This is a genomic window from Mesorhizobium sp. M0040, assembly GCF_040323505.1.
Classification (GTDB): Bacteria; Pseudomonadota; Alphaproteobacteria; order Rhizobiales; family Rhizobiaceae; genus Mesorhizobium.
Genome location: NZ_JAMYVA010000008.1, coordinates 37,068 through 56,920, shown reverse-complemented (window position 1 = coordinate 56,920; position 19,853 = coordinate 37,068). Strand labels below are relative to the sequence as shown.

General features: G+C 61.5%; 17 protein-coding genes. 9 read left to right on the top strand and 8 right to left on the bottom strand.

Translation table 11 applies throughout. The features are described from left to right. Positions 1-60 precede the first annotated feature (60 nt). Positions 61-987 carry an ArsR/SmtB family transcription factor gene (locus NKJ91_RS09645; protein ID WP_352455343.1) on the bottom strand — a complete coding sequence of 309 codons (927 nt, stop codon included), beginning with the start codon at positions 985-987 and terminating at the stop codon, positions 61-63. A 249-nt stretch (positions 988-1,236) separates the two neighbouring features. On the opposite strand from NKJ91_RS09645, the gene NKJ91_RS09640 reads away from it, so the two are divergent. The 4 genes from NKJ91_RS09640 to NKJ91_RS09625 are packed head-to-tail and all read left to right on the top strand — an operon-like array spanning position 1,237 to position 5,266. Next, positions 1,237-2,115, top strand: coding sequence for an ABC transporter permease (locus NKJ91_RS09640; RefSeq protein ID WP_352455342.1), 879 nt, complete (start codon positions 1,237-1,239; stop codon positions 2,113-2,115). Continuing rightward, a complete protein-coding gene (locus tag NKJ91_RS09635; RefSeq protein WP_352455341.1) occupies positions 2,112-2,933 on the top strand; it encodes an ABC transporter permease in 822 nt (273 codons plus the stop codon). The genes NKJ91_RS09640 and NKJ91_RS09635 overlap by 4 nt, the downstream gene beginning before the upstream one ends. A gap of 22 nt (positions 2,934-2,955) precedes the next feature. Next, a complete protein-coding gene (locus NKJ91_RS09630; protein ID WP_352455340.1) occupies positions 2,956-4,098 on the top strand; it encodes an extracellular solute-binding protein in 1,143 nt (380 codons plus the stop codon). After that, positions 4,091-5,266: an ABC transporter ATP-binding protein gene (locus tag NKJ91_RS09625; RefSeq protein ID WP_352455339.1), complete on the top strand. Its 1,176-nt coding sequence runs from the start codon at positions 4,091-4,093 to the stop codon at positions 5,264-5,266. Before NKJ91_RS09630 ends, NKJ91_RS09625 begins: the two co-directional genes overlap by 8 nt. Positions 5,267-5,285: 19 nt before the next feature. Here NKJ91_RS09625 and NKJ91_RS09620 read toward each other — a convergent pair whose 3' ends face one another. From NKJ91_RS09620 to NKJ91_RS09590, 7 genes are all read right to left on the bottom strand, one after another. After that, positions 5,286-6,263 carry a branched-chain amino acid ABC transporter permease gene (locus NKJ91_RS09620; RefSeq protein WP_352455338.1) on the bottom strand — a complete coding sequence of 326 codons (978 nt, stop codon included), beginning with the start codon at positions 6,261-6,263 and terminating at the stop codon, positions 5,286-5,288. Position 6,264: 1 nt separating this feature from the next. Then, the gene (locus NKJ91_RS09615) at positions 6,265-7,146 is read right to left on the bottom strand and encodes a branched-chain amino acid ABC transporter permease (RefSeq protein ID WP_352455337.1); all 882 of its coding nucleotides are present in this window, start codon (positions 7,144-7,146) and stop codon (positions 6,265-6,267) included. A 111-nt stretch (positions 7,147-7,257) separates the two neighbouring features. Beyond that, positions 7,258-8,250, bottom strand: coding sequence for an ABC transporter ATP-binding protein (locus NKJ91_RS09610; RefSeq protein ID WP_352455336.1), 993 nt, complete (start codon positions 8,248-8,250; stop codon positions 7,258-7,260). Further along, positions 8,247-9,272: an ABC transporter ATP-binding protein gene (locus tag NKJ91_RS09605; protein ID WP_352455335.1), complete on the bottom strand. Its 1,026-nt coding sequence runs from the start codon at positions 9,270-9,272 to the stop codon at positions 8,247-8,249. The genes NKJ91_RS09610 and NKJ91_RS09605 overlap by 4 nt, the downstream gene beginning before the upstream one ends. Beyond that, positions 9,262-10,236 carry an ABC transporter permease gene (locus NKJ91_RS09600; RefSeq protein ID WP_023675638.1) on the bottom strand — a complete coding sequence of 325 codons (975 nt, stop codon included), beginning with the start codon at positions 10,234-10,236 and terminating at the stop codon, positions 9,262-9,264. The genes NKJ91_RS09605 and NKJ91_RS09600 overlap by 11 nt, the downstream gene beginning before the upstream one ends. Then, positions 10,236-11,264, bottom strand: coding sequence for an ABC transporter permease (locus tag NKJ91_RS09595; RefSeq protein ID WP_352455334.1), 1,029 nt, complete (start codon positions 11,262-11,264; stop codon positions 10,236-10,238). Before NKJ91_RS09595 ends, NKJ91_RS09600 begins: the two co-directional genes overlap by 1 nt. Positions 11,265-11,371: 107 nt before the next feature. Then, positions 11,372-13,045 (bottom strand): ABC transporter substrate-binding protein, encoded by a 1,674-nt coding sequence (locus tag NKJ91_RS09590; RefSeq protein ID WP_352455333.1) that lies wholly within the window; start codon positions 13,043-13,045, stop codon positions 11,372-11,374. Between the two features lie 298 nt (positions 13,046-13,343). Here NKJ91_RS09590 and NKJ91_RS09585 point away from each other — a divergent pair, with 298 nt between their 5' ends. From NKJ91_RS09585 to nadE, 5 genes are all read left to right on the top strand, one after another. Beyond that, positions 13,344-14,069 carry a LuxR family transcriptional regulator gene (locus NKJ91_RS09585; protein ID WP_352455332.1) on the top strand — a complete coding sequence of 242 codons (726 nt, stop codon included), beginning with the start codon at positions 13,344-13,346 and terminating at the stop codon, positions 14,067-14,069. 173 nt (positions 14,070-14,242) lie between these two features. Next, positions 14,243-15,142, top strand: coding sequence for a proline iminopeptidase-family hydrolase (locus NKJ91_RS09580; RefSeq protein ID WP_352455331.1), 900 nt, complete (start codon positions 14,243-14,245; stop codon positions 15,140-15,142). 486 nt (positions 15,143-15,628) lie between these two features. Beyond that, on the top strand, positions 15,629-15,877 hold the full coding sequence (locus tag NKJ91_RS09575) for a hypothetical protein (protein WP_156937305.1): 249 nt from the start codon (positions 15,629-15,631) through the stop codon (positions 15,875-15,877). A gap of 255 nt (positions 15,878-16,132) precedes the next feature. Further along, the gene (locus NKJ91_RS09570; RefSeq protein WP_023675632.1) at positions 16,133-18,871 is read left to right on the top strand and encodes a non-ribosomal peptide synthetase; all 2,739 of its coding nucleotides are present in this window, start codon (positions 16,133-16,135) and stop codon (positions 18,869-18,871) included. Next, positions 18,868-19,851, top strand: a complete 984-nt coding sequence (gene nadE, locus NKJ91_RS09565) for an NAD(+) synthase (protein WP_352449782.1) — start codon at positions 18,868-18,870, stop codon at positions 19,849-19,851. The genes NKJ91_RS09570 and nadE overlap by 4 nt, the downstream gene beginning before the upstream one ends. Positions 19,852-19,853: the final 2 nt, after the last annotated feature.

Sequence of the window (19,853 nt, the reverse complement as noted above, 5' to 3'; positions counted from 1 at the left end):
ACAGCAGAAAGCCAGATAGTTGAAATTGCTGCGTTATCTTCAGAACCCGGTTTCATGATATCAACCAGTTTTGATCCTGAGCAGGATGTCCTGATCGTAATTTCCAAAGCCCTTGCCGAAAATGTTGATCCCGCCGGGGCGCTTGGCGTCGTCCTTGACGCCGATACGGACGCGGATTGAATGATGGCTCTTCAGATCGAGTGCGGCGAGGCCGGTTTCGGAAATCCTGAGGCCGTCGACATAGGTGCCGTCATTGGCAATTCGCCAGTTCTTCAGCTTACCGTATTGCGAGCCCTTGAGCTTCCACCAGGAGGGCGTGAAGACGCCGCGCTTGTCGCCGAAATCCCCCGGCGACGTCCAGGTGCCGACATCGACGCCATTGATCGTCAGCGTGATGTCCGAGGGCCAATCGGCGCTGGTGCCCGGCACTTCCGAAGACAGCTCTATCGCAACTTCGAGTCCGGTGATCTCGGCATTGGCGAGCTTGGCATTGTTGGGGAACTGGTATTCGACAAAACCGCGCGTGAACCATAGCAGACCGGCTTTCATGCGGTCCGGATCGAGGAAAGTGTTCGGCACATCGAGCAGACCGATGATGCCGTCCGGCGAACAAAGGCCGCAGGGCGCGGTAACCTCGAAGCCGGTATAAAGCCCGATCGGCATCGACACTTCGATCGCGTCGTTCTTGACCGCACGATATTCGCTCTTGAACACGACGAGCACTTCTTCCGCCGTCGGATAACAGATTTTCTGACTGCCTTTCTTCGCTTTCAGGTTCTCGGTGCGGATCAGCCCCGCATCCTCCAGCACCTGGATGTTGGTCGAGACGGTCGACTGCGGAAGCGACAGCACGGCGGCGATTTCGTTGACATTCATCGGCCCCTTCTCATGCAGCAGTTTCAGCATCGAGATCCGCGCCGAGGAGGCAAGCCCCTTGAGCACGGCAATGCCTTCCTCAGGTTCAATCACCAGAAAATTGCGACTCATGAAATTGCCCGGCCCATGTAAAATCTGTATCCGAAATTACCCTGTATATCGGGATATCTGATTTAATCAATGTGCAGGCGGAACGCCGGGCAATTTGTTGAATCCGGCAGGGCGAGGGTCGCGCGGTGGCCCTGCACAGAATTTGTGCAGGAGCCATATGCAGAGTGGACACCTGAACGCCGATCGCCCAATCTAGTCTGGAGCCGAGCCCGGTGATGGTGGCTTGCACATAAAGTGGTTGGACGGGTCGTGACCAAAGGGTGGAAATTATACGATCAGCGACTGGCCTGGGTCCTCGTCGCGCCTGTGCTTTTACTGCTTACCCTGCTTCTGCTGCTGCCGATCGCGATCATGACGGTCTACACGTTTTTCACCTTCGTCACCGCGGGGGTGGAATCGGCGGTGCTGACCTTCGACAACTGGAAGGAATTCCTCACCGACAGCTACTATCACGGTTTTCTTTGGAAGACCGTTCGCGTCGGCGCCATCACCGCTGTGATCTGCGCGATCCTTGGCTATTTCCCCGCCTATTTCATCTGGGCCACGACCTTCAGGCACAAATGGCTGTTGTTGCTGCTGCTCATCGTGCCGTTCTGGATCAGCTTCACCATCCGGACATTCTCGTGGATCCATATTCTCGGCGAACAGGGGCTGATCAACGTCGTGCTCATCAGGCTGGGGGTTATCAACGAGCCGTTGCCGATGCTCTACACCGAGGGCGCCGTCATCATGGGGCTGCTGCATTTTCTGCTGCCCTATATGATCCTGAACGTCTATGTCAGCCTGGAAAGCATCGACCGCACGCTGATCGCCGCCGCCCGCTCGATGGGCTGTACCAGCGCGCAGGCGTTTCGCGAAGTGACCCTGCCGCTATCGATGCCGGGGTTGGGCGCCGGGCTGCTGCTCTGCTTCGTGCTGGCGGCCGGCTCCTATGTGACGCCGCAGCTGCTCGGCGGCAGCCGCGATGCGCTGTTCGGCAACTTGATCTACGACACCATCATGGGGCAGCTCAATTGGCCGATGGGCGCCACGCTTTCCATCGTCCTGTTCGTCCTGCTCGGCGCGGCCGCGGCCGCCTACAGCCGCTATATGGGCCTATCGCAGATCATGAAGGGCCTCAGTGCATGAGTGCGGATCATCCCGATCGCGAAGGCAGATGGGCGTGGCGGCTGACCGGCGCGATCACGGTGTGCGTCTACGTCTTCATGTTTGCGCCGATCCTCGCCACGGTCGTGCTTTCCTTCAACGCCTCGATGTTCGGCGGCTTTCCCCTCACCGGCTTCAGCCTGCGATGGTACGAAAAGCTGCTCACCAACGAGCCGGTTCTCGACGCCTTCCGGACATCGATGTGGATTGCCCTGGTGACGGCAACGGTGACGACGCTGCTCGGCATCATGGCGGCATTGGCGCTGGTGCGCTTCGAGTTCCGTGGCAAGCAGGCGATCAACACGCTTGTCATTCTTCCCGCGCTGGTCCCCGAAACGATACTCGGGGTCGGCCTGCTGGTCATGATCAAAGCCGTCGACCAGCCGCGCAGCATGACGCTGCTGGTGCTCGGCCACATTCTGCTCACGCTCCCCTACGTGGTGCTGATCGTCCAGGCGCGCATGGTCGGCATAAAACGTTCATATGAGGAGGCGGCGCTTTCGCTCGGGGCGCCGCGTGTGTCGACATTCCGCGAAATCACGCTGCCGCTGCTCATTCCCGCAGTGCTTGCCAGTGTTCTGCTCGCTTTCACCATTTCGTTCGACAACACCTCGGCCAGCCTGTTCTGGCGGCCGGCGGGCGTTGAGACCATGCCGACGCAAATCCTTTCGATGCTGAAGATCTCGATCAGCCCCGAGGTGAACGCGCTCGGAACCGTCATGATCCTTTTGACGGTCGGCATTCCCTTGGCTGGCGGGCTCATCCTGCAAAGCCTCACCTGGTTCAAGGCAAGCAAGTGAAGATGAAAATGGGAGAATGGAAATGAAACTGACAACCGCCAAACGACTGGAACGGCTCAACGAACGCTATGCCAATGGCGACATCAGCCGGCGATCATTCCTGACGCTGACGGCCGCCGCTGCCGCCGCCACCGGGCTTTCCATGCCCTGGATGGGACGGGCGCTGGCCGCGGTTTCGGAAGTGCGCTTCGACGGATGGGGCGGCGTGGTGCAGGAGGCGATCGATAAGTACGCGTTCCAGCCTTACACCGCCAAGTCCAAGGTCAAGGTCGTCCAGGGCACCTTTGGCGACGAGAACGAGATCATCACCAAGATCAAGACGTCGAAACCAGGCGACTTCCAGATCGTCCATTCTTCCGGCGTCAACTACTACATCAAATACGTCAATGGCGGTTTCAATTCGGAGATCAACGAGGCGAACATTCCGAACATGGCGAATGTCCTGACCGCCATGATCGAGCCGTTCCGCAAGATCACGCCGAAGCTGTCGGCAGTGCCATATGATTACGGCACCACCGGCATCGCCTACAACAACAAGGTCATCTCGCCGGAGGAAGCCAAGGAAAAGGGCGCCAACCTGCTTGCCGACAAGAAATATGCCGGCAAGATCGGCGGCTACGCCGATATGACGACGCGCGTCTGGTATGCGGCACTGCAGACGAAACAGGACCCCAACAACATCCAGGACATGGACGTCGTCTGGGCCAAGGTTCGCGAGACCCGCGACCTGGCCAAGAAATTCTGGAGTTCCGGCGCGGAACTGATGGACCTCCTGTCGCGCAACGAGATCGTCGTCACCGACGCATGGTCAGGACGTGTCGCCGCCCTGCAGCAGCAGGGCCAGCCGATCGGCTATCTCGACCCTGCCGGCTCATACGCGTGGATGGAGGACATGCTAGTGCTCAAGGGTTCGCCGATGGCCGAATGCGAGGAACTGATCAACTTCATGCTGGATCCGGCCACCTCGATCGCCGTCGCCGAGGGCCAGAACTATCCGCCATCGCTTGACCCCACCAAGGTGAAGCTGACCGACAAGATAGCGGCGCTTCCGGCCTTCGACCCGACTGGATCGATGAAATCGCTGACCTTCGCCGATCCGCTCTACTGGGCGAAGAACGAAGACGCCTGGACCAAGCAATGGGACAGGGTGTCGAAAGGTGCATGACGACAACAGCCCCGACCAGCAGCCCCGGCCGGCTTCGGCCGGGGCTGATGGCGACCCGCTCGCCCAGAGCGAGCGGCAGCCGATAGGAAAGCCTGCGGTCGAGTTTCGCGACATCGATATTTTCTACGGCAAGTTCGCCGCTGTGCGCGATTTTTCACTGGCAATCCGCAAAGGTAGTTTCGTCACCTTGCTGGGGCCGTCCGGGTGCGGCAAAACGACGATCCTGCGCTCGATCGCGGGCCTGGTCGACATCTCCAGTGGCCAGATCTCGATCGGCGGAAAGCGGGTCGACGACATCCCGATCTATAAGCGCAACATTGGTCTGGTGTTCCAGAACTACGCGCTCTTTCCGCACAAGAACGTCTTCGACAACGTCGCATTCGGCCTGAAATACCGAAACGTGCCGAAACCGGAAATCGTGCGCCGGGTCAAGAAGGCGCTGGATATGGTGCGGCTGCCCGGCAGTGAGACAAAGCTGCCGTCGCAGCTCTCGGGCGGCCAGCAGCAACGCATCGCACTGGCCCGCGCCATCGTCTTCGAGCCGGAAGTGCTGCTGCTGGACGAGCCCTTGTCGGCGCTCGACGCCAATATGCGCGAGGACATGCGCGTCGAGATCAAGAAAATCCAGAGGGAGACGGGCATCACCGCTATCTTCGTGACGCACGACCAGGAAGAAGCCTTGTCGATGTCCGACCACATTGTCGTGATGAACGCCGGCCTGATCGAGCAGATCGGCTCCCCCGCGCAGGTCTATGACCAGCCGGCCACCGCATTCGTCGCCAATTTCCTTGGCAAGGCCAACATGCTGCCCGGCAGCGTGACAGTGATGGACGGCAAGATGGCGACGATCGCGCTGGCCACCGGCCATGTCGTAAAGGCGGCCGCGCCGAAGGCGCTCGCGACCGGCAGCGCGGTCACCGTCGTCGTTCGCCCGCAGAAGCTTACCGTCGGTACCGCCGGTGCTGCCAACAGGCTGGCGGGACGGATCGTCTCGACCTCCTATCTCGGCGGCAATGCGGTCTACGAGATCGACATCGGCGCCGGCACGCTGGTGCGCGCCAACACGTTGATCGACGGCCAGCCCCTGCGTGAAGGCGAAGCGGTCGATGTCTGCTTCGACCCGCTGGGCTGCGTGCTTCTCGACGCGCAAGGCTTACGCATCGCCTAGCGAGGCGGAACTGAGCCGTTCAGTCTTTCGCCTCACCCTTTGGCCCGAGAAACCGCGCATAGACCTCACCGACAATACCGCGCCGGAAAACCAGCACGCAGACCATGAAGGTCAGGCCGGTGGCGATGGTCACCGGAAAGTTCGAGGTGGCGAGCGTGTTTTCCAGGCCGACGACCAGACTGGCGCCGATGATCGGCCCGGCCATGGTGCCGATGCCGCCGAGGAGCGTCATCAGGATCACCTCGCCCGACATCTGCCAGGTGACGTCGGTGAGCGTGGCAAACTGAAAAACGATCGCCTTGAGCGCGCCGGCCAGCCCGGCCAATGTTGCCGACATGACGAAAGCCGCCAGCTTGTAGTTGGCGACGGAATAGCCGAGCGAAATGGCCCGGCTCTCGTTTTCCCGGATGGAACGCAGGATCATGCCGAAAGGCGAGTTGATGATGCGCCAGATGGCGAACACGCCGATCAGGAAGACCGCCAGCACGAAATAATAGATGTTCATCGAGACGTTCACGTCGAGCATTCCAAGCAGCCTGCCGCGCGGCACGCCCTGGATGCCGTCCTCACCTCCGGTGAACGGCGCCTGCACGCAGAAGAAGAAGAACATCTGCGACAGCGCCAGCGTGATCATGGCGAAATAGATGCCTTGCCGGCGGATGGCAAAGAAGCCCATCACAAGGCCGAGCAGCGCAGCTCCCAGGACACCGAGCAGGATGCCCGCTTCCGGCGGCCAGCCCCAGACCTTGACCGCGTATGCGGTGAAATAGGCCGCCCCGCCGAAGAATGTCGCATGGCCGAAGGACAACAGCCCGGTGTAGCCGAGCAGAAGGTTGAACGCGCAGGCAAACAGCGCAAAGCACAGCATCTTCATCAGGAAGATCGGATAGACGAAGAAAGGCGCCACCAGCAGCGCCAGGATGCCGAGCCCGACCAGCGCCCATTCAAGCCGTGCCGAATTCTTGGCACACGTCTCGCGAAGTGTCAGTTCGGCCATCTCAGGCATCCCTTCCGAACAGGCCGGCTGGCCGGACCAGAAGCACGATTGCCATGATGACGAAGACCACCAGATTGGAGGCATCGGGATAGAAGACCTTGGTCAGGCCTTCGGCGAGGCCAAGCATGTAACCGGTGACGATCGCCCCGAGGATCGATCCCATGCCGCCGACCACGACGACGGCGAAGACGACGATGATGAGGTCAGATCCCATCAGCGGGCTCACCTGATAGATCGGCGCGGCGAGAACCCCCGCAAGCCCGGCAAGAGCGGCGCCGAGGCCGTAGGTGAGGGTCAGCAGCAACGGCACGTTGACGCCGAAAGCCTGCACCAGCCCGGGGTTCTCCGTCGCCGCCCGCAGATAGGAGCCCAGCCTGGTCTTCTCGATCAGCGCCCAGGTGCCAAAACAGACGATCATCGAGGCGACCACCACCCAGCCGCGGTAATTAGGCAGGAACATGAAGCCGAGATTGGTTCCCCCCGAGAGCAGCGGCGGCACGGAATAAGGGCTTCCCGATACGCCATAGTAGTAACGGAACACTCCTTCGAGCACGAGCGCGAGGCAAAAGGTGAAAAGCAACCCGTAGAGCGGGTCGATGTCGTAAAGCCTCGACAGCGCCAGGCGCTCGACCACGACGCCGAAGCCGCCGACCGTCAGCGGCGACAGGATCAGAGCCGGCCAGTAGCCGATGCCAAACCGGGTGAGAAGCAGGTACCCGACGAAGGCGCCGAGCATATAGAGCGCGCCGTGGGCAAAATTGATGACGCGCAACAGGCCGAATATGACAGCCAGGCCCAGGCTCAACATTGCGTAGAACGAGCCGTTGATGAGGCCGACCAGCAATTGGCCGAGGAATGCCTGAACGGGTATTCCGAAGATCATCGCAACATAGCGTCGGATCGTGCGGCGTCCAGATCGACCTCTATTCTCGCCGAAGCGACGATTACGGCTGAACGGTCCTGATCCGATATCGCTGAACGAGAATTCCCGTCGTCAACCGCCGGCTGGATGATGGCAAGCAACCAGGCGGCCCTCGCCAATGCTTTGGAGAAGCGGACGGTCGCTGCGGCAGATCGGGGTGGCAGCTGGGCAACGGGTGTGGAACCGGCACCCTGAGGGTGGGCTCATCGGGCTGGGCAGGTCACCCTTGAGCACCAGCCGGCCGCGCCGCGCCCGGTCGATGCTGGGTATCGGCACGGCGGAACGCAGCGCCGCGGTGTAATGATGTCTGGGCGCCGCAAAGACCTCGTGGGTCGGCCCGCTCTCCACGATCGATCCCAGATACATCACCGCCACACGGCTCGAGATCTGACGCACCACGGAAAGGTCGTGAGCGATGAACACATAAGTCAGGTTGTACTCCTCGCGTAGGTCGGCGAGCAGATTGACGATCTGCGCCTGGATCGACACGTCGAGCGCCGAGACCGGCTCGTCGGCCACGATCAGCCGTGGCCGCAGCGCCAGCGCGCGGGCGATGCCGATACGCTGGCGCTGGCCGCCGGAGAATTCGTGCGGGTAGCGCGATGCGTGCTGGGGCGACAAGTCGACCCGGCGCAGGAGCTCGGCCACGCGGTCCGCCATTTCCGATGCCGAGAGGCGTTCATGGATGCGGAACGGATCGGCCAGCAGATCGCCGACCCGCCGGCGCGGATTGAGCGAAGCGCTGGGATCCTGAAAGACCATCTGCATCTGCCGCCGCAACGGACGAAGCTGGCGCTGGGAGGCGTCGCTGATGTCGCGGCCCTCGAATTCCAGCGACCCCGAGCTGATTTCGGTCAGACGCACCAGACACCGGCCAAGCGTGGATTTGCCGCAACCGGACTCGCCGACGATGCCGAGGGTCTCCCCAGGCCAGATGTCGAGCGACACCGTATCAACCGCATGCACGGTCCGGCGCTGCGCCGGGAAGATCGAGCGGCCGACGCTATAGCGCTTCGACAGGTCGCCGGCACGAAGCAGCGGACGTTCGCGTGGCATGGCATTCATCGTTGCATCTCCACCACGCCGCCAGGCCTCTGGGCAGCGAATTGTCTGCGCGTAGGCTCCGGCAACAGGCACGCGGCGCGATGGCTCTCGCCTTGCATGATCGGCAGTTGAACCAGACAGGCGTCGTGGCGAAAGGCGCAGCGGGGGCTGAAGGCGCAGCCCTTCGGCAGGTTGGAGAGCGACGGCGGAATTCCCGGAATGGCAGCGAGCCGGGCTGGACGTGGTCCCTCCATCGGCGGGATCGAGCCGAACAAGCCCCATGTGTAGGGATGCAGCGGCGCCCGGAACACGCTGCTCTTGCCGCCCTCCTCGACAAAGCGTCCGCCATACATCACCAGTACCCGGTCCGCGACTTCGGCGACGACGCCAAGATCGTGCGTGACCACGATCACAGCGGAACCGAACTGGTCGCGCAATCGTCCGATCAGTTCGAGGATCTGCGCCTGCACGGTAACATCGAGGGCTGTAGTCGGTTCATCCGCGACGAGCAGCGCCGGGTTGCACGAGAGCGCCATGGCAATCACCGCGCGCTGGCGCATACCGCCGGAAAGCTGGTGCGGGTAGCTGTCGATGACCCGATCCGGATTTGCGATGCCGACCGCATCCAGCAATTGCACGGCCCTCGCCCGTGCCGCTTTCGCCGACACTTTTTCATGCGCGCGGACCTGCTCGCCGATCTGGTTGCCGATCGTATGCACCGGGGTGAGCGCAGACATCGGATCCTGGAAGATCATCGCGATCTGGCGGCCGCGAATGGCATCGAGCGCACGCCGCTTGAGCCCGATCAGCTCCTGTCCCATGAAACGGATGGAACCGGAGACGATAGCGTTGGGGCTGTCGATCAACCCCACAATGGCGAGCAAGGTCTGGCTTTTGCCCGAACCGGATTCGCCGACCACACCGACGATCTCGCGCTGCTCGACGGAGAACGAAACACCTCCCACCGCGCGCACCAGGCCCTCGTCGCTGCGGAAGGAGACGGTGAGGTCCTTGACCACCAGAAGAGGAGCATCAGCCGACATCGCGAGCCCTCGGGTCGATGAAGACGAAGACCACGTCGACGACGAAGTTTGCCATCACCACGAAGAAGGCGGCGTAGATCACCGTGGCAAGGATCATCGGCAGATCGAGCGTCTGCAGCGCCTCGTAGGTCAGTTTTCCGACGCCCTGCAGTCCGAAGACCACTTCGGTCAGCAGCGCGCCGCCACCGACCAGGGCACCGAAGTCGAGGCCGAACATGGTAACAAATGCGACCAGCGAGGTCCTGAGGCCATGATGCAGCACCACCCGCCGCTCGCCGATCCCCTTGGCTCGGGCGGTGCGGATGAAATCCTCCTGCATCATCTCGATCAGGCTTGCCCGCAGCACCCGGCCGTAGAGACCGACATAAAGGGTTGCCAGCGTGAACCACGGAATGACGAGCGCCTTGAACCAGCCCCAGGGATTCTCGGTCAGGGGGATGTAGCCGAGCGGAGGAACCCAGGAAAACAGCCAGCTGTCGTGCCAGCGGCTTTGCGTCAGCAGGTTGGCGACCTCGCCCAGCCAGAACACCGGGATCGACACGCCTACCAGGCTCAGGATCATCAGCGCGCGATCAATGAATGTACCGCGCGTTGCGCCTGCGATCACACCGACGATCAATCCGCCGAGCACCCACAGCACTGCCGCGCCGCCGACCAGCGACAGCGTCACGGGAATGGCGCTTATCACGGTCGGAATGACGCGCTGCCCGCGATTGACGAAGGAGGTGAGATCGCGGCTGACGAAAAGCCGGTTCATCATCAGCCCATATTGCACCGGCAATGGCCGGTCGAGACCGAAATCGTGGCGCACCTGGATCAGCGTCTCTTGCGAAGCATTGCGGCCGGCAATGCGCGCCGATGGATCAGCGCCAGGCGTCGCAAAGAAGATCAGGAAAGCGACGACGCTGATACCGAACATAACCAGCACCATCTGGCCAAGCCGGAAGCCGAGCGCGGCAACCACTAGACGCCCCTCGGCGAGGATTTCGGATCGAGCGCGTCGCGCACGCCGTCGCCCAGAATGTTTAGGGCCAGCACCGTGATCACAATGGCTAGCCCCGGCGCCAGTGCCACGACCGGCCGCGAATAGAGCAGGCCCTGGCCGTCCTGGATGATCGTGCCCCAGCTGGCATCCGGCGGCTGCACGCCGATCGACAGGAACGACAGCGAGGATTCCGTCATCATGTTGAGCGCCAGGATCAACGGCACGAAAACGATGATGCGGGTCACCACATTGGGCATGATGTCGCGCAAAAGGATGCGCCAGGGCGATGCGCCAAGGCCGATCGCAGCGGTGACGAATTCGGCATGCATTAAGGTCAGGACATGGCCGCGGATCGGCCGCGCCACATAGGGCACATAGACGATGCCGATGATGAAGACCGGTAGCCACAGGCTGCCGGAGCGGATTTCGAACGGACCGATCTGGATACTCTGCGCAATCAGCACAATCGACAACGAAATCGCCAACAGGAAAATCGGAAAAGCCCAGAGCACGTCGAGAATGCGCGACAGGCCGATGTCGACGATGCCGCCGAAGAAGCCGGAAACGACCCCCAGGAATGTCGCGAGGACAAGGCACAGCACGGCTGCAGCACCCGCGATCAACAGCGAATCCCGTCCGCCGTAAAGCAGCCGCGCCGCGACGTCACGGCCCTGGTTGTCGGCACCGAGCATATAGGGGCCGATGCGCCAGGTCGGCCCGACCGGCGTCATGCCGAGGCCAAGGCCTTCGGTGGAGGGCTGCAGCACCGGCTGGGTCACCCCATCGACGACGATCTCGCCATTGAGATTGGTCACAAATGGATCGGTGCCGGAGACGTATCGCGCATAAAGCGGCGCCGCGAGCGAGGCGATCACGATGACGACGAGCACGGCGAAGGCAGACATTACCGAACGATCGCCTTTCAGCTTGCGCCAAGCGGTACGCCACGGGCCATCGGTGGCCCGGCGAACCGGGATGGCAGGCTGGTCCGCAATGACATTGACCATGAACAGGATTGCCTGGGAAAAATCGCGGCCTGGAAGATGCGCTGATCCGCCGGAAAAGGAAATGCGACGGAGAGCCAGCGGCACTCCGTCGCATTGGCTCCGGTCGGCTATTCCACCCAGGACTGGCTGACAATCCAGTAGAATTGCGGGCTGAAGGTGAAGTTCTTCAGCCTGGAAGAGATCACATCGACGCGCTTTGGCGTGAACAGGACAGCGACCGGAGCCTTGTCCGTCACAGCCTTGTCGATGGCGGTCCAGAGTGTCGCGCCCTTGGCCGGATCGGCGATGGTGGCTGCCTCTGCCTCGTCCATCGATGCGTCGATCGACTTGTCGCAGAGCCCCGAAATATTGACCGAGGCGTCGGAGCCCGGCGTAAACGAGGCACAGCTGAACAAGACCTGCAGGAAATTCGATGGCGCCGGGTAATCCTGGAACCATTGCGAGATCGAAATCTGCACCTTGTTATTGGTGTTCTGGATGTAGGTGAACTGTATGTTCTGCGAGATCGGCTTGACCGACGTCTTGTAGCCAAGCTGGTTGAGCACATCCTGCAGGTAGACGCCGATCGCCTTGGAGACCGTGGTGTCCTCGGTGATGATCGTCACCTCCTGACCTGCGGTTCCCGATTCAGCGACCAATTGCTTGGCCTTGTCCATATCCGGTGCTGACCACTTCTCGCCCGGATTGGCGGTGAACGGGCAATAGGCCGCAAATGACGGGAAGCCCGGCGGCAGGATCTGGCAGGCCGGCTGCGCCAGATTGCTGCCGCCGAACAGCTTGACGATCGCGGCGCGGTCGATCGCGAAGTTCACTGCCTGGCGAACGCGGATGTCGTTGAACGGCGCCAGATTGGTGTTCATCGGCGCATACCACATTGCCGTCAGCGGGTGAACCGTGACCTGCGCGGCATATTTGGTGCCGAGTTCGGCGAGACGGTCGGACGGCGGTGGGTCGAACATCCAGTCCGCCTGGCCATTCTCGACCGCCGTCACCGCCGCCTCGTCGGTAAGGCCGAATTCGTAGTCGATCTCGTCCGGATATCCGGCCGGCTGCGCTTCCTTGCTCCATTCCTTGAAATGAGGGTTGCGCACAATCTTCATCAGCTTGTTGGGGTCGTAGCTGGCGATCATGTACGGTCCGGTACCCGGGATCGGATCGGTGCCGGCGTCCTTCAGCGGCGCGCTCGCCGGCAGGATCGACGCGTGTGGAACGGCCAGCTTCTGCAGGAACTCGGCATCCGGCTGGACCAGGTTGAAGGTAATGCTTCCGGCCGCATCGTCGACCGACAGGCCACCTTCGAGGGTGCATGCAGCGGGGGCCTTCAAGCACGCATCCGCGCCGACGATGCCTTTGTAGAAGGTCCCGGCCGTCGGCCCGCTGATCTTGAAGATGCGTTGGAACGAAGCCACCACGTCCTTCGTGGTGACATCCGAGCCATCCGCGAATTTGATGCCCGTGCGCAGCTTGAAGACGTAGGTCTTGCCGCCGTTCTCGACCTGCGGGAGGCTTTCCGCCAGGTCCGCGACGACTTCGAAGCCGGTCTTGTCCCCGGCCTTCTTGTAGGTCACCAGGCCATCGTAGAGGACATAATTGATCTGGAAATACTGCAGCGTGTAGTTGATGTGCGGATCGGCGGTGCCTGCCGCGGCATTGGCCAGCAGTCGGAGTGTGCCGCCTGGCTTGCCCTCGGTGGCCAAGGCACTGCTTGCCGGCGACATCATGGCCACGACGAGCAGAGCCAGGCAGGGTATCAACGCTGCAAATGCTTTTTGGGGTCGCATATTTGTTCCCTCATGGAGGCGTGTCGGCTTTTGCCGCGCTGAACCCGGTCGATCGACCATTGCGCGGCTGAAACAGTCTGGGTTTGCGAACGGTGTCCGCTACTTGGCCCAATCGCAAAAGACTACGGCGAGCGAAGCCGGACGGGATAGCTATTAAGATAGATAGGGTCGGACAGGCTTATCCCGCCTATTTGTTGAGCAGCCGGCCGACATGGCTATTTGACAAGCAATCATCAGCGGGTAAGCTTGCCCGATGCAAAGCCTTCCAGGCGATCTAGAGAGCCGGTTCCAAACCGGAATGAGCATCGACGCTGCCATGGCGGTGGCAACGGAGGTGCTGGAGCCCATCGGTTTCACCGCATTCATCTACGACTATACGCCCGTGCCGGTCAGTCACAAGGGCGAGCTTATCACGCCGTCGCTGATGGCTCTGCGCAACGTGCCGCGCGACATGCAGGATCTCTGGTGCAAGGGCGGATATTATCAGCTTGACCCGGTGCAGGAGGCCGCGCTCACCGTATCGAGACCGTTTCTCTGGTCGCACAGCGGCGTTCAGAGCACCGTCATGCAGCGCGTGCTCCAGTCCAAGCACGATCCTGTGGTCAGCTATTTGCTTGACACCAGGATGACCTGCGGCGTCACCGTACCCATTCGCCTTGCCGGCGGCGATCTCGCCACCTTCACCGCGATCCGTGCCGATCCGGAGGCCGGGTTCGAGCTCGAAGCCAGACCCTTGATCGCCGAGATCGGAGATCTGGGTCATCTGCTGCATGACTCCGCCTACACCGGTTTCGACGCCGGAATCCGCACCTGCCAACATGTCCATCTGACGTCGCGCGAACGTCAGTGCCTGCGCCTGGCCGCTGCCGGACTGACGGCCAAGCAGGTCGCGCGTGAGATTGGCCGCGCGGTGCCTACCGCAACGCTGCACCTCAACGCGGCGACGCGAAAGCTTGGCGCGCGCAACCGCTTCCATGCCATCGCGCTCGCCGCCCATTACCGGCTGCTCGAACCGGAGCATTGAGGCTCGCGACCTGCGGGCGATCGGCCTTGCCTCGGGCAAACCCATAACCGGCGAACCTATAAATAGTGCTAGCTGTAAATGCGCTGGGCCGCTTAGTACCGTCGGCCGCACACAAGGCTTGGGAGGGGTGCACCAAAGTGGCTCCTGCCGCGCCATGATGCGGAGCTTGGACTGTGACGGCACATGCGATCACCGAAGGATTTAGCGACTACAAGGGCTATCGCACCTGGTACCGTGTGACCGGGGACCTCGGGTCGGGCAAGCTGCCCCTGGTCGTCGCTCATGGTGGACCGGGCTGCACCCACGACTATGTGGACTCATTCAAGGAGCTTGCCGGAACCGGGCGAGCCGTCATCCACTACGATCAGATCGGCAACGGCAAATCGACCCATCTGCCGGACAAGGGCGGCGACTTCTGGACCGTCGATTTCTTCCTGGGCGAACTCGATGCGTTGCTCGCCCATCTCAGCATTGCCGGCCATTATGCCCTGCTCGGCCAGTCCTGGGGCGGCATACTCTCGGCCGAGCACGCCGTGCGCCGCCCTGAGGGGCTCAAGGCATTGATCCTGGCCAATTCGCTGGCCTCGATGGCGCTGTGGGTGGAAGGAGCCCGGCAATTGCGCACCGAGTTGCCAGCCGATGTGCAAAGTGCGCTCGACCGGCACGAAGCGGCGGGAACCACCGATCACCCCGAATATGTTGCGGCGACGAAGGCTTTCTACGACCGTCATGTCTGTCGCGTCGTTCCGATGCCGCCAGAGGTCGCCCGGACATTTGCGGCAATCGAGGAAGATCCGACCGTCTATCACACCATGAACGGTCCCAATGAGTTCCACGTCATCGGCACGATGCGGAACTGGACCATCGTCGACCGCCTGCATCGGATCGAGGCGCCGACCCTGGTTTTCCGCGGCTTCTACGACGAAGCGACCGAGGCCTGCGTCCAGCCCTTTCTGGATCTTATCCCGTACGTTGAAGGCCTGGTCTTCGCGAATTCCAGCCACATGCCGCATGTGGAGGAAAAGCACGACTGCCTCAGCGCCGTCGGGCGCTTCCTGGCCAAATACGATTGACGTTCCAGCACCAGGCCTTCTGTTCCAACGGATCGTCGACACGACGCAGTCGTCGTGAGGCAGGTTCAGAAAACCTCGAACCGTCCCATTTCTCCGCCGACGCACATTGCTATGCCTCGGTGATGGCGACGCCACGCTATGTGGATGTCCCGCAAAGGCCTGCAGGGTCGTCCGATGAGGCCAAATCACGGGCAGAATGCCAGATCACGGACAGCATAAAGGAGCCCATTCGAGCGCCTTTTCCATTGCCCGCGGAGGCGGAGGCCTAACGTTGCGGCGCAGATTGGCATGTCGCCGGCATGGCCGCAATCAGCCTGCCTTCCCCTGAACTGGCATCCCGTCGCTGAAAAACCTGACGGATACGGAGGACCAAGTTGCCGGTGGGTACGGAAAGTATCGGACCCAAAGTTTCGCCAAGCAGTTGCAACCGAATTCATTAGCCGGCGTTAAAGTGCGGGTGATCTAGCGGGGCATGGGGAGGCTTTCATGCAGACGTATCTCGTCGAGCGTATGGACGGCGACGATGTTATCTCGGTGCGCGTTGTCAACGCGCCGAGTCCGTTCAGAGCCGCAGCTATGATGACGGGCGGGCGTATTACCTTCCGAACGTGGGAAAAGGATTGGATCCGCGTGACCGACGAAAATCGGGGACAGATCTATGCCTATTGTTTCGTCCCCGGCAGCTATTCCGACACCGAAGCATCGCCGGTATCGTCCGGAAGAACCACCGAATAGGCAATATGCCTGAATAGCGGCAATTCCATCTTCGACCCCACCTTGGTCTTCGAGTCCGCCTTGGCATGTGTCCGTGTCATGCGCACCACAACAGCCAGCGAGCCCGGCATGATTGGCTCGGCCGGCGGCTTGCGAAACAGGCGAAGTGACTAACCAAGCGCGTCCTTGAGGGAAGATCAGGGCATCATCAGAATGATCGATGAAAAGATTGGGGCGGGGGGCGATAAGTGACCCTAATCTTAGCGTAGGCAACTCATGTCTTCGGCATATTTGGGATCAGAAGTCGCGGATCAGGATCTAGCGGTGGATTGTCAGACAACGACCTCGGATAATTGGTCAAGTGTCCCACAATACGCACTGGATCAGGGTGGTCCCGTACTGCGCCCATTTCAAAGATTGGGCGTCGATTTTACCAACATTGCGGCCTTCGATCACCTGAGAAATGTCGTCCGCCAGTACCCCGACAAGCTTGCAATCAGCGACGGCGCCAATCGTCTGACCTATTCCCAGCTCCTCCGGTCAGTCGAGACGCTGTCCCACCAGATCGCGGCGACCGTCCCAGACGGACAGGCGATAGGGATTCTTCAGGCCAACTCGGCCTGGTATCCCATTGCCATGCTGGCAAGCATGACGGCTGGGCGGCCTTCGGTGCCACTCAACGCGCGAGATCCTAGCTCGCGTATCCTTGAAATCGTGGCCGGGGCGCGGCTCTCAGCTGTCCTGGGCGAGGGCAATGTCCGACCCGATGGATTGCCCCACCTGGTCAGTTGGATCGATGTGTCGACCAGTGCGGCCTCGCAGGCTGGGCAAGTGCCTCGTTCTTATTCCGTCTCGGTCGATGCGCCCGCCATCGTGCTTTATACGTCAGGGAGTACGGGCCGGCCCAAAGGCATCGTTAACAGCCAGCGCAGCTTGCTGTGCCGGGTCCAGCAATATGTCGATGCGTGCCACATCAACTCGGATGATGTTTTCCTGCCATTGACCGGACCCGCCACAATCGCCGGGTGCCGGGAGATTCTTGCTGCTCTTCTCACCGGCGCCACCTTGCATCTGGTCGAAGTCGAAGCGGTCGGCCTGCGCGCCGTTCAACGCCTGGTGCGATCCGAAGACGTGACAATCACCTATCTGGTGCCGGCACTGCTTCGCGCGCTTATGGCAGACGGACCTGCAGAAGCGTTCCATTCACTCAGAGTCGCCCGGATCGGTGGCGAGAAGGTGCCCTGGACCGACATCGCCCTGCTGCGCAAGGCCGTCTCCGATACGTGCCTTATCCAGATCGGTTACTCGTCAACCGAGACCACCGGCTCGCAATGGTTCCTGCCGCGAGACTGGCCAGAGCATGGAGATTCGGTTCCAGTTGGCTGGCTGCTGCCTGGAATCACCTTCGCAATTGTCGACGAAGCGGGCCGCCGCGTTCAACCGGGCCGCAGCGGAGAGCTTCTGATCAGGAGCCCGTATGTCTTGCTTGGCCATTGGGAGGACGGGGCGGTTGTGCCGGCAACATCAGACCCGCACGATCCAGGCCTTCGGATTTTCGCGACAGGTGACCTCGTTCGACTTGATGATCAAGGCCTACTGCACATCGTCGGTCGCAAGGGGCGCCAGGTAAAAATCAACGGTCGACGCGTCGAGCCAGCCGAACTCGAACGGGTGCTGCGTTGTGCACCCTCTGTCGCGGATGCCGTGGCAATCGTGACGGCCGCGAATGAGCTTGTCGCCTTTGCTGTTCCTCGGCGCTCGGCCGAAGCGACCTTTTCGGACGAGCTTCGCCAGCTTGTCAGGACCAATCTGCCGCCGCCGCTGCGTCCCTTGCGGTTGCACACGATCGCCGAGATTCCGCGTCTGCCGAGCGGCAAAGTCGACATCACGACACTTGCAGAGATGGATCTTTCAGCCAGAGAGACAGCGGCGACCGCGCGTCCGCTCGAGCCGCGAGGCAAGCTGACCGCGCAGCAGGTTGTCCAGCGGGCATGGACCAGCATTCTCAATACGCGCGTGGCGGCAGGACGCTGGGATGACGCCGGAGGAGATTCGCTGAAGCTGCTGCACTGCGTCATGGAAATCGAAAGCGCCATCGGGCAGGAACTCGGCCTTGAGGCCTTCACCGTCGGGATGAGCCTGGAGCAAATGGTCAAGGCGGTCGTGTCCGCCCAGGCAGGCGATCAAAGCGCGCGCGCCCAGAAGCACGACCCTCCCATTCTTTTTCTGTTCCCGGGGTCCGTCGGCTATGGCCCGAGCCTTGCAGCCTTTGCAGCAGCGATGGGCAAGGTGACCCGCGTTGCCCCGATCAGGTATCCGGCCCTGGCTATGATACTGCGCGGACAAGACAGCCTCGCCGATATGGCCGACGCCGCCGTCGACCAGATCCGCCGCGCCCAACCCTCGGGCCATGTACGACTTCTCGGCCATTCGCTCGGCGGCGCTGTTGCCTTCGAAGTTGCGGCGCGGCTGCTGGCAGCGGGGCGAACCGTAAAGTTCCTCGGCATCCTCGACACCAGCCTCGTCGGGGAGCGAAGCGCCCGCTGGGAGACGTTTACGCGCACATTCAATCGAATCCGAACCAACCGCGTGTCCGCTTACCGGATGGCATGCCGCGCCCTCGCGAAAGTCGCCGTGGCAATGAAGCGCGAGGCACAACTGGTCCAGTTTCTCGACCGCTTCGCTCAAGGACAGTTCAACGCGACGAGCTTTAGAACCAAACTGGAACTGCAAGAGGTTTTGCGCGCGCAAGCCTTCTTCCAGTGGGTGGCCGAGCCAAAGCCGGCTCTGCCGATCACAGGCACCCTGTTCCGCTGTGCTCGACCCGGAATGCCTCTGGCAATCGGCTGGGATAGCGTCTTCGCCCATCTGGACGTGATTCCGATCGTCGGCAGCCACATCGATCTGGTTGTAGAGCCTCACCTTACCACCAATCGTCCCCTTATCGAGAAAGCGGTGGCGAAAACCTATTCGCCAATCGAGTCTCGCAAACTGGAGTACAAGCCATCGACCTGATCTCAACATTCGGCAAAGACGCCCTGGTGCTCGACGCTGGCGCGGAAGTCGATCGCATCGTCCAGATCTTGCGCCAGCAGGTCTTCGGCACGCTGCGACGTCGAGGGGTGGTTGTCGGCCTCTCAGGCGGCATCGACAGCTCCGTCGTTGCGGCGTTGTGTGTTCGCGCCTTTGGGAAAGGCAAGGTCCTCGGGATATTCATGCCGGAGCGCCATTCCTCCGGCGACTCACTGAGGCTCGGCCGCATTGTCGCCGCACACCTTGGTATCGAAACGATCCTGGAGGATATAACGCCGGCCCTGGAAGCGATCGGCGCCTATAGACGGCAGACCGAAGCAATCCAGACCGTCGTTCCCGAATATGGGGACGGCTGGAAATGCAAGCTGGTGCTCGCCTCGGTTCTCGAGAGCAACGGTCTCAACATCACGCGCCTCACGGTTCAGGACCCCGAGGGCAGGACCGACACGGTGCGCCTGCCGTCGGCGGCCTATCTGCAGATCGTCGCTGCAACCAACTACAAGCAGCGCCTGCGCAAGATGACCGAATACTACCATGCCGACCGCCTCAACTACGCGGTAGCGGGCACGCCGAACCGCCTGGAGTACGATCAGGGCTTCTTCGTCAAGCAGGGCGACGGAATTGCCGACCTGATGCCAATCGTCCACCTCTACAAGACCCAGGTCTACCAGTTGGCCGAATATCTTGGGGTGGAGGAAGAGGTCCGGCGCAGACCGCCCACCACAGACACCTTCTCGATGGCGCAGAGTCAGGAGGAGTTCTACTTCGCGCTTCCTTATTATCTGATGGATCTGTGCCTCTACGGCTTGAACCATGGGATCGCCGACGAAGACGTCGCCGAGGCAACCGGCCTCACCGTGATGCAGGTCCAGAAGGTTTTCAAGGATATCGACAGCAAGCGGCGCGCCGCACGTTATCTTCACGCGCGGCCGTTGGTGTCCTCTTCAATGGGCGAGGGCTAGGC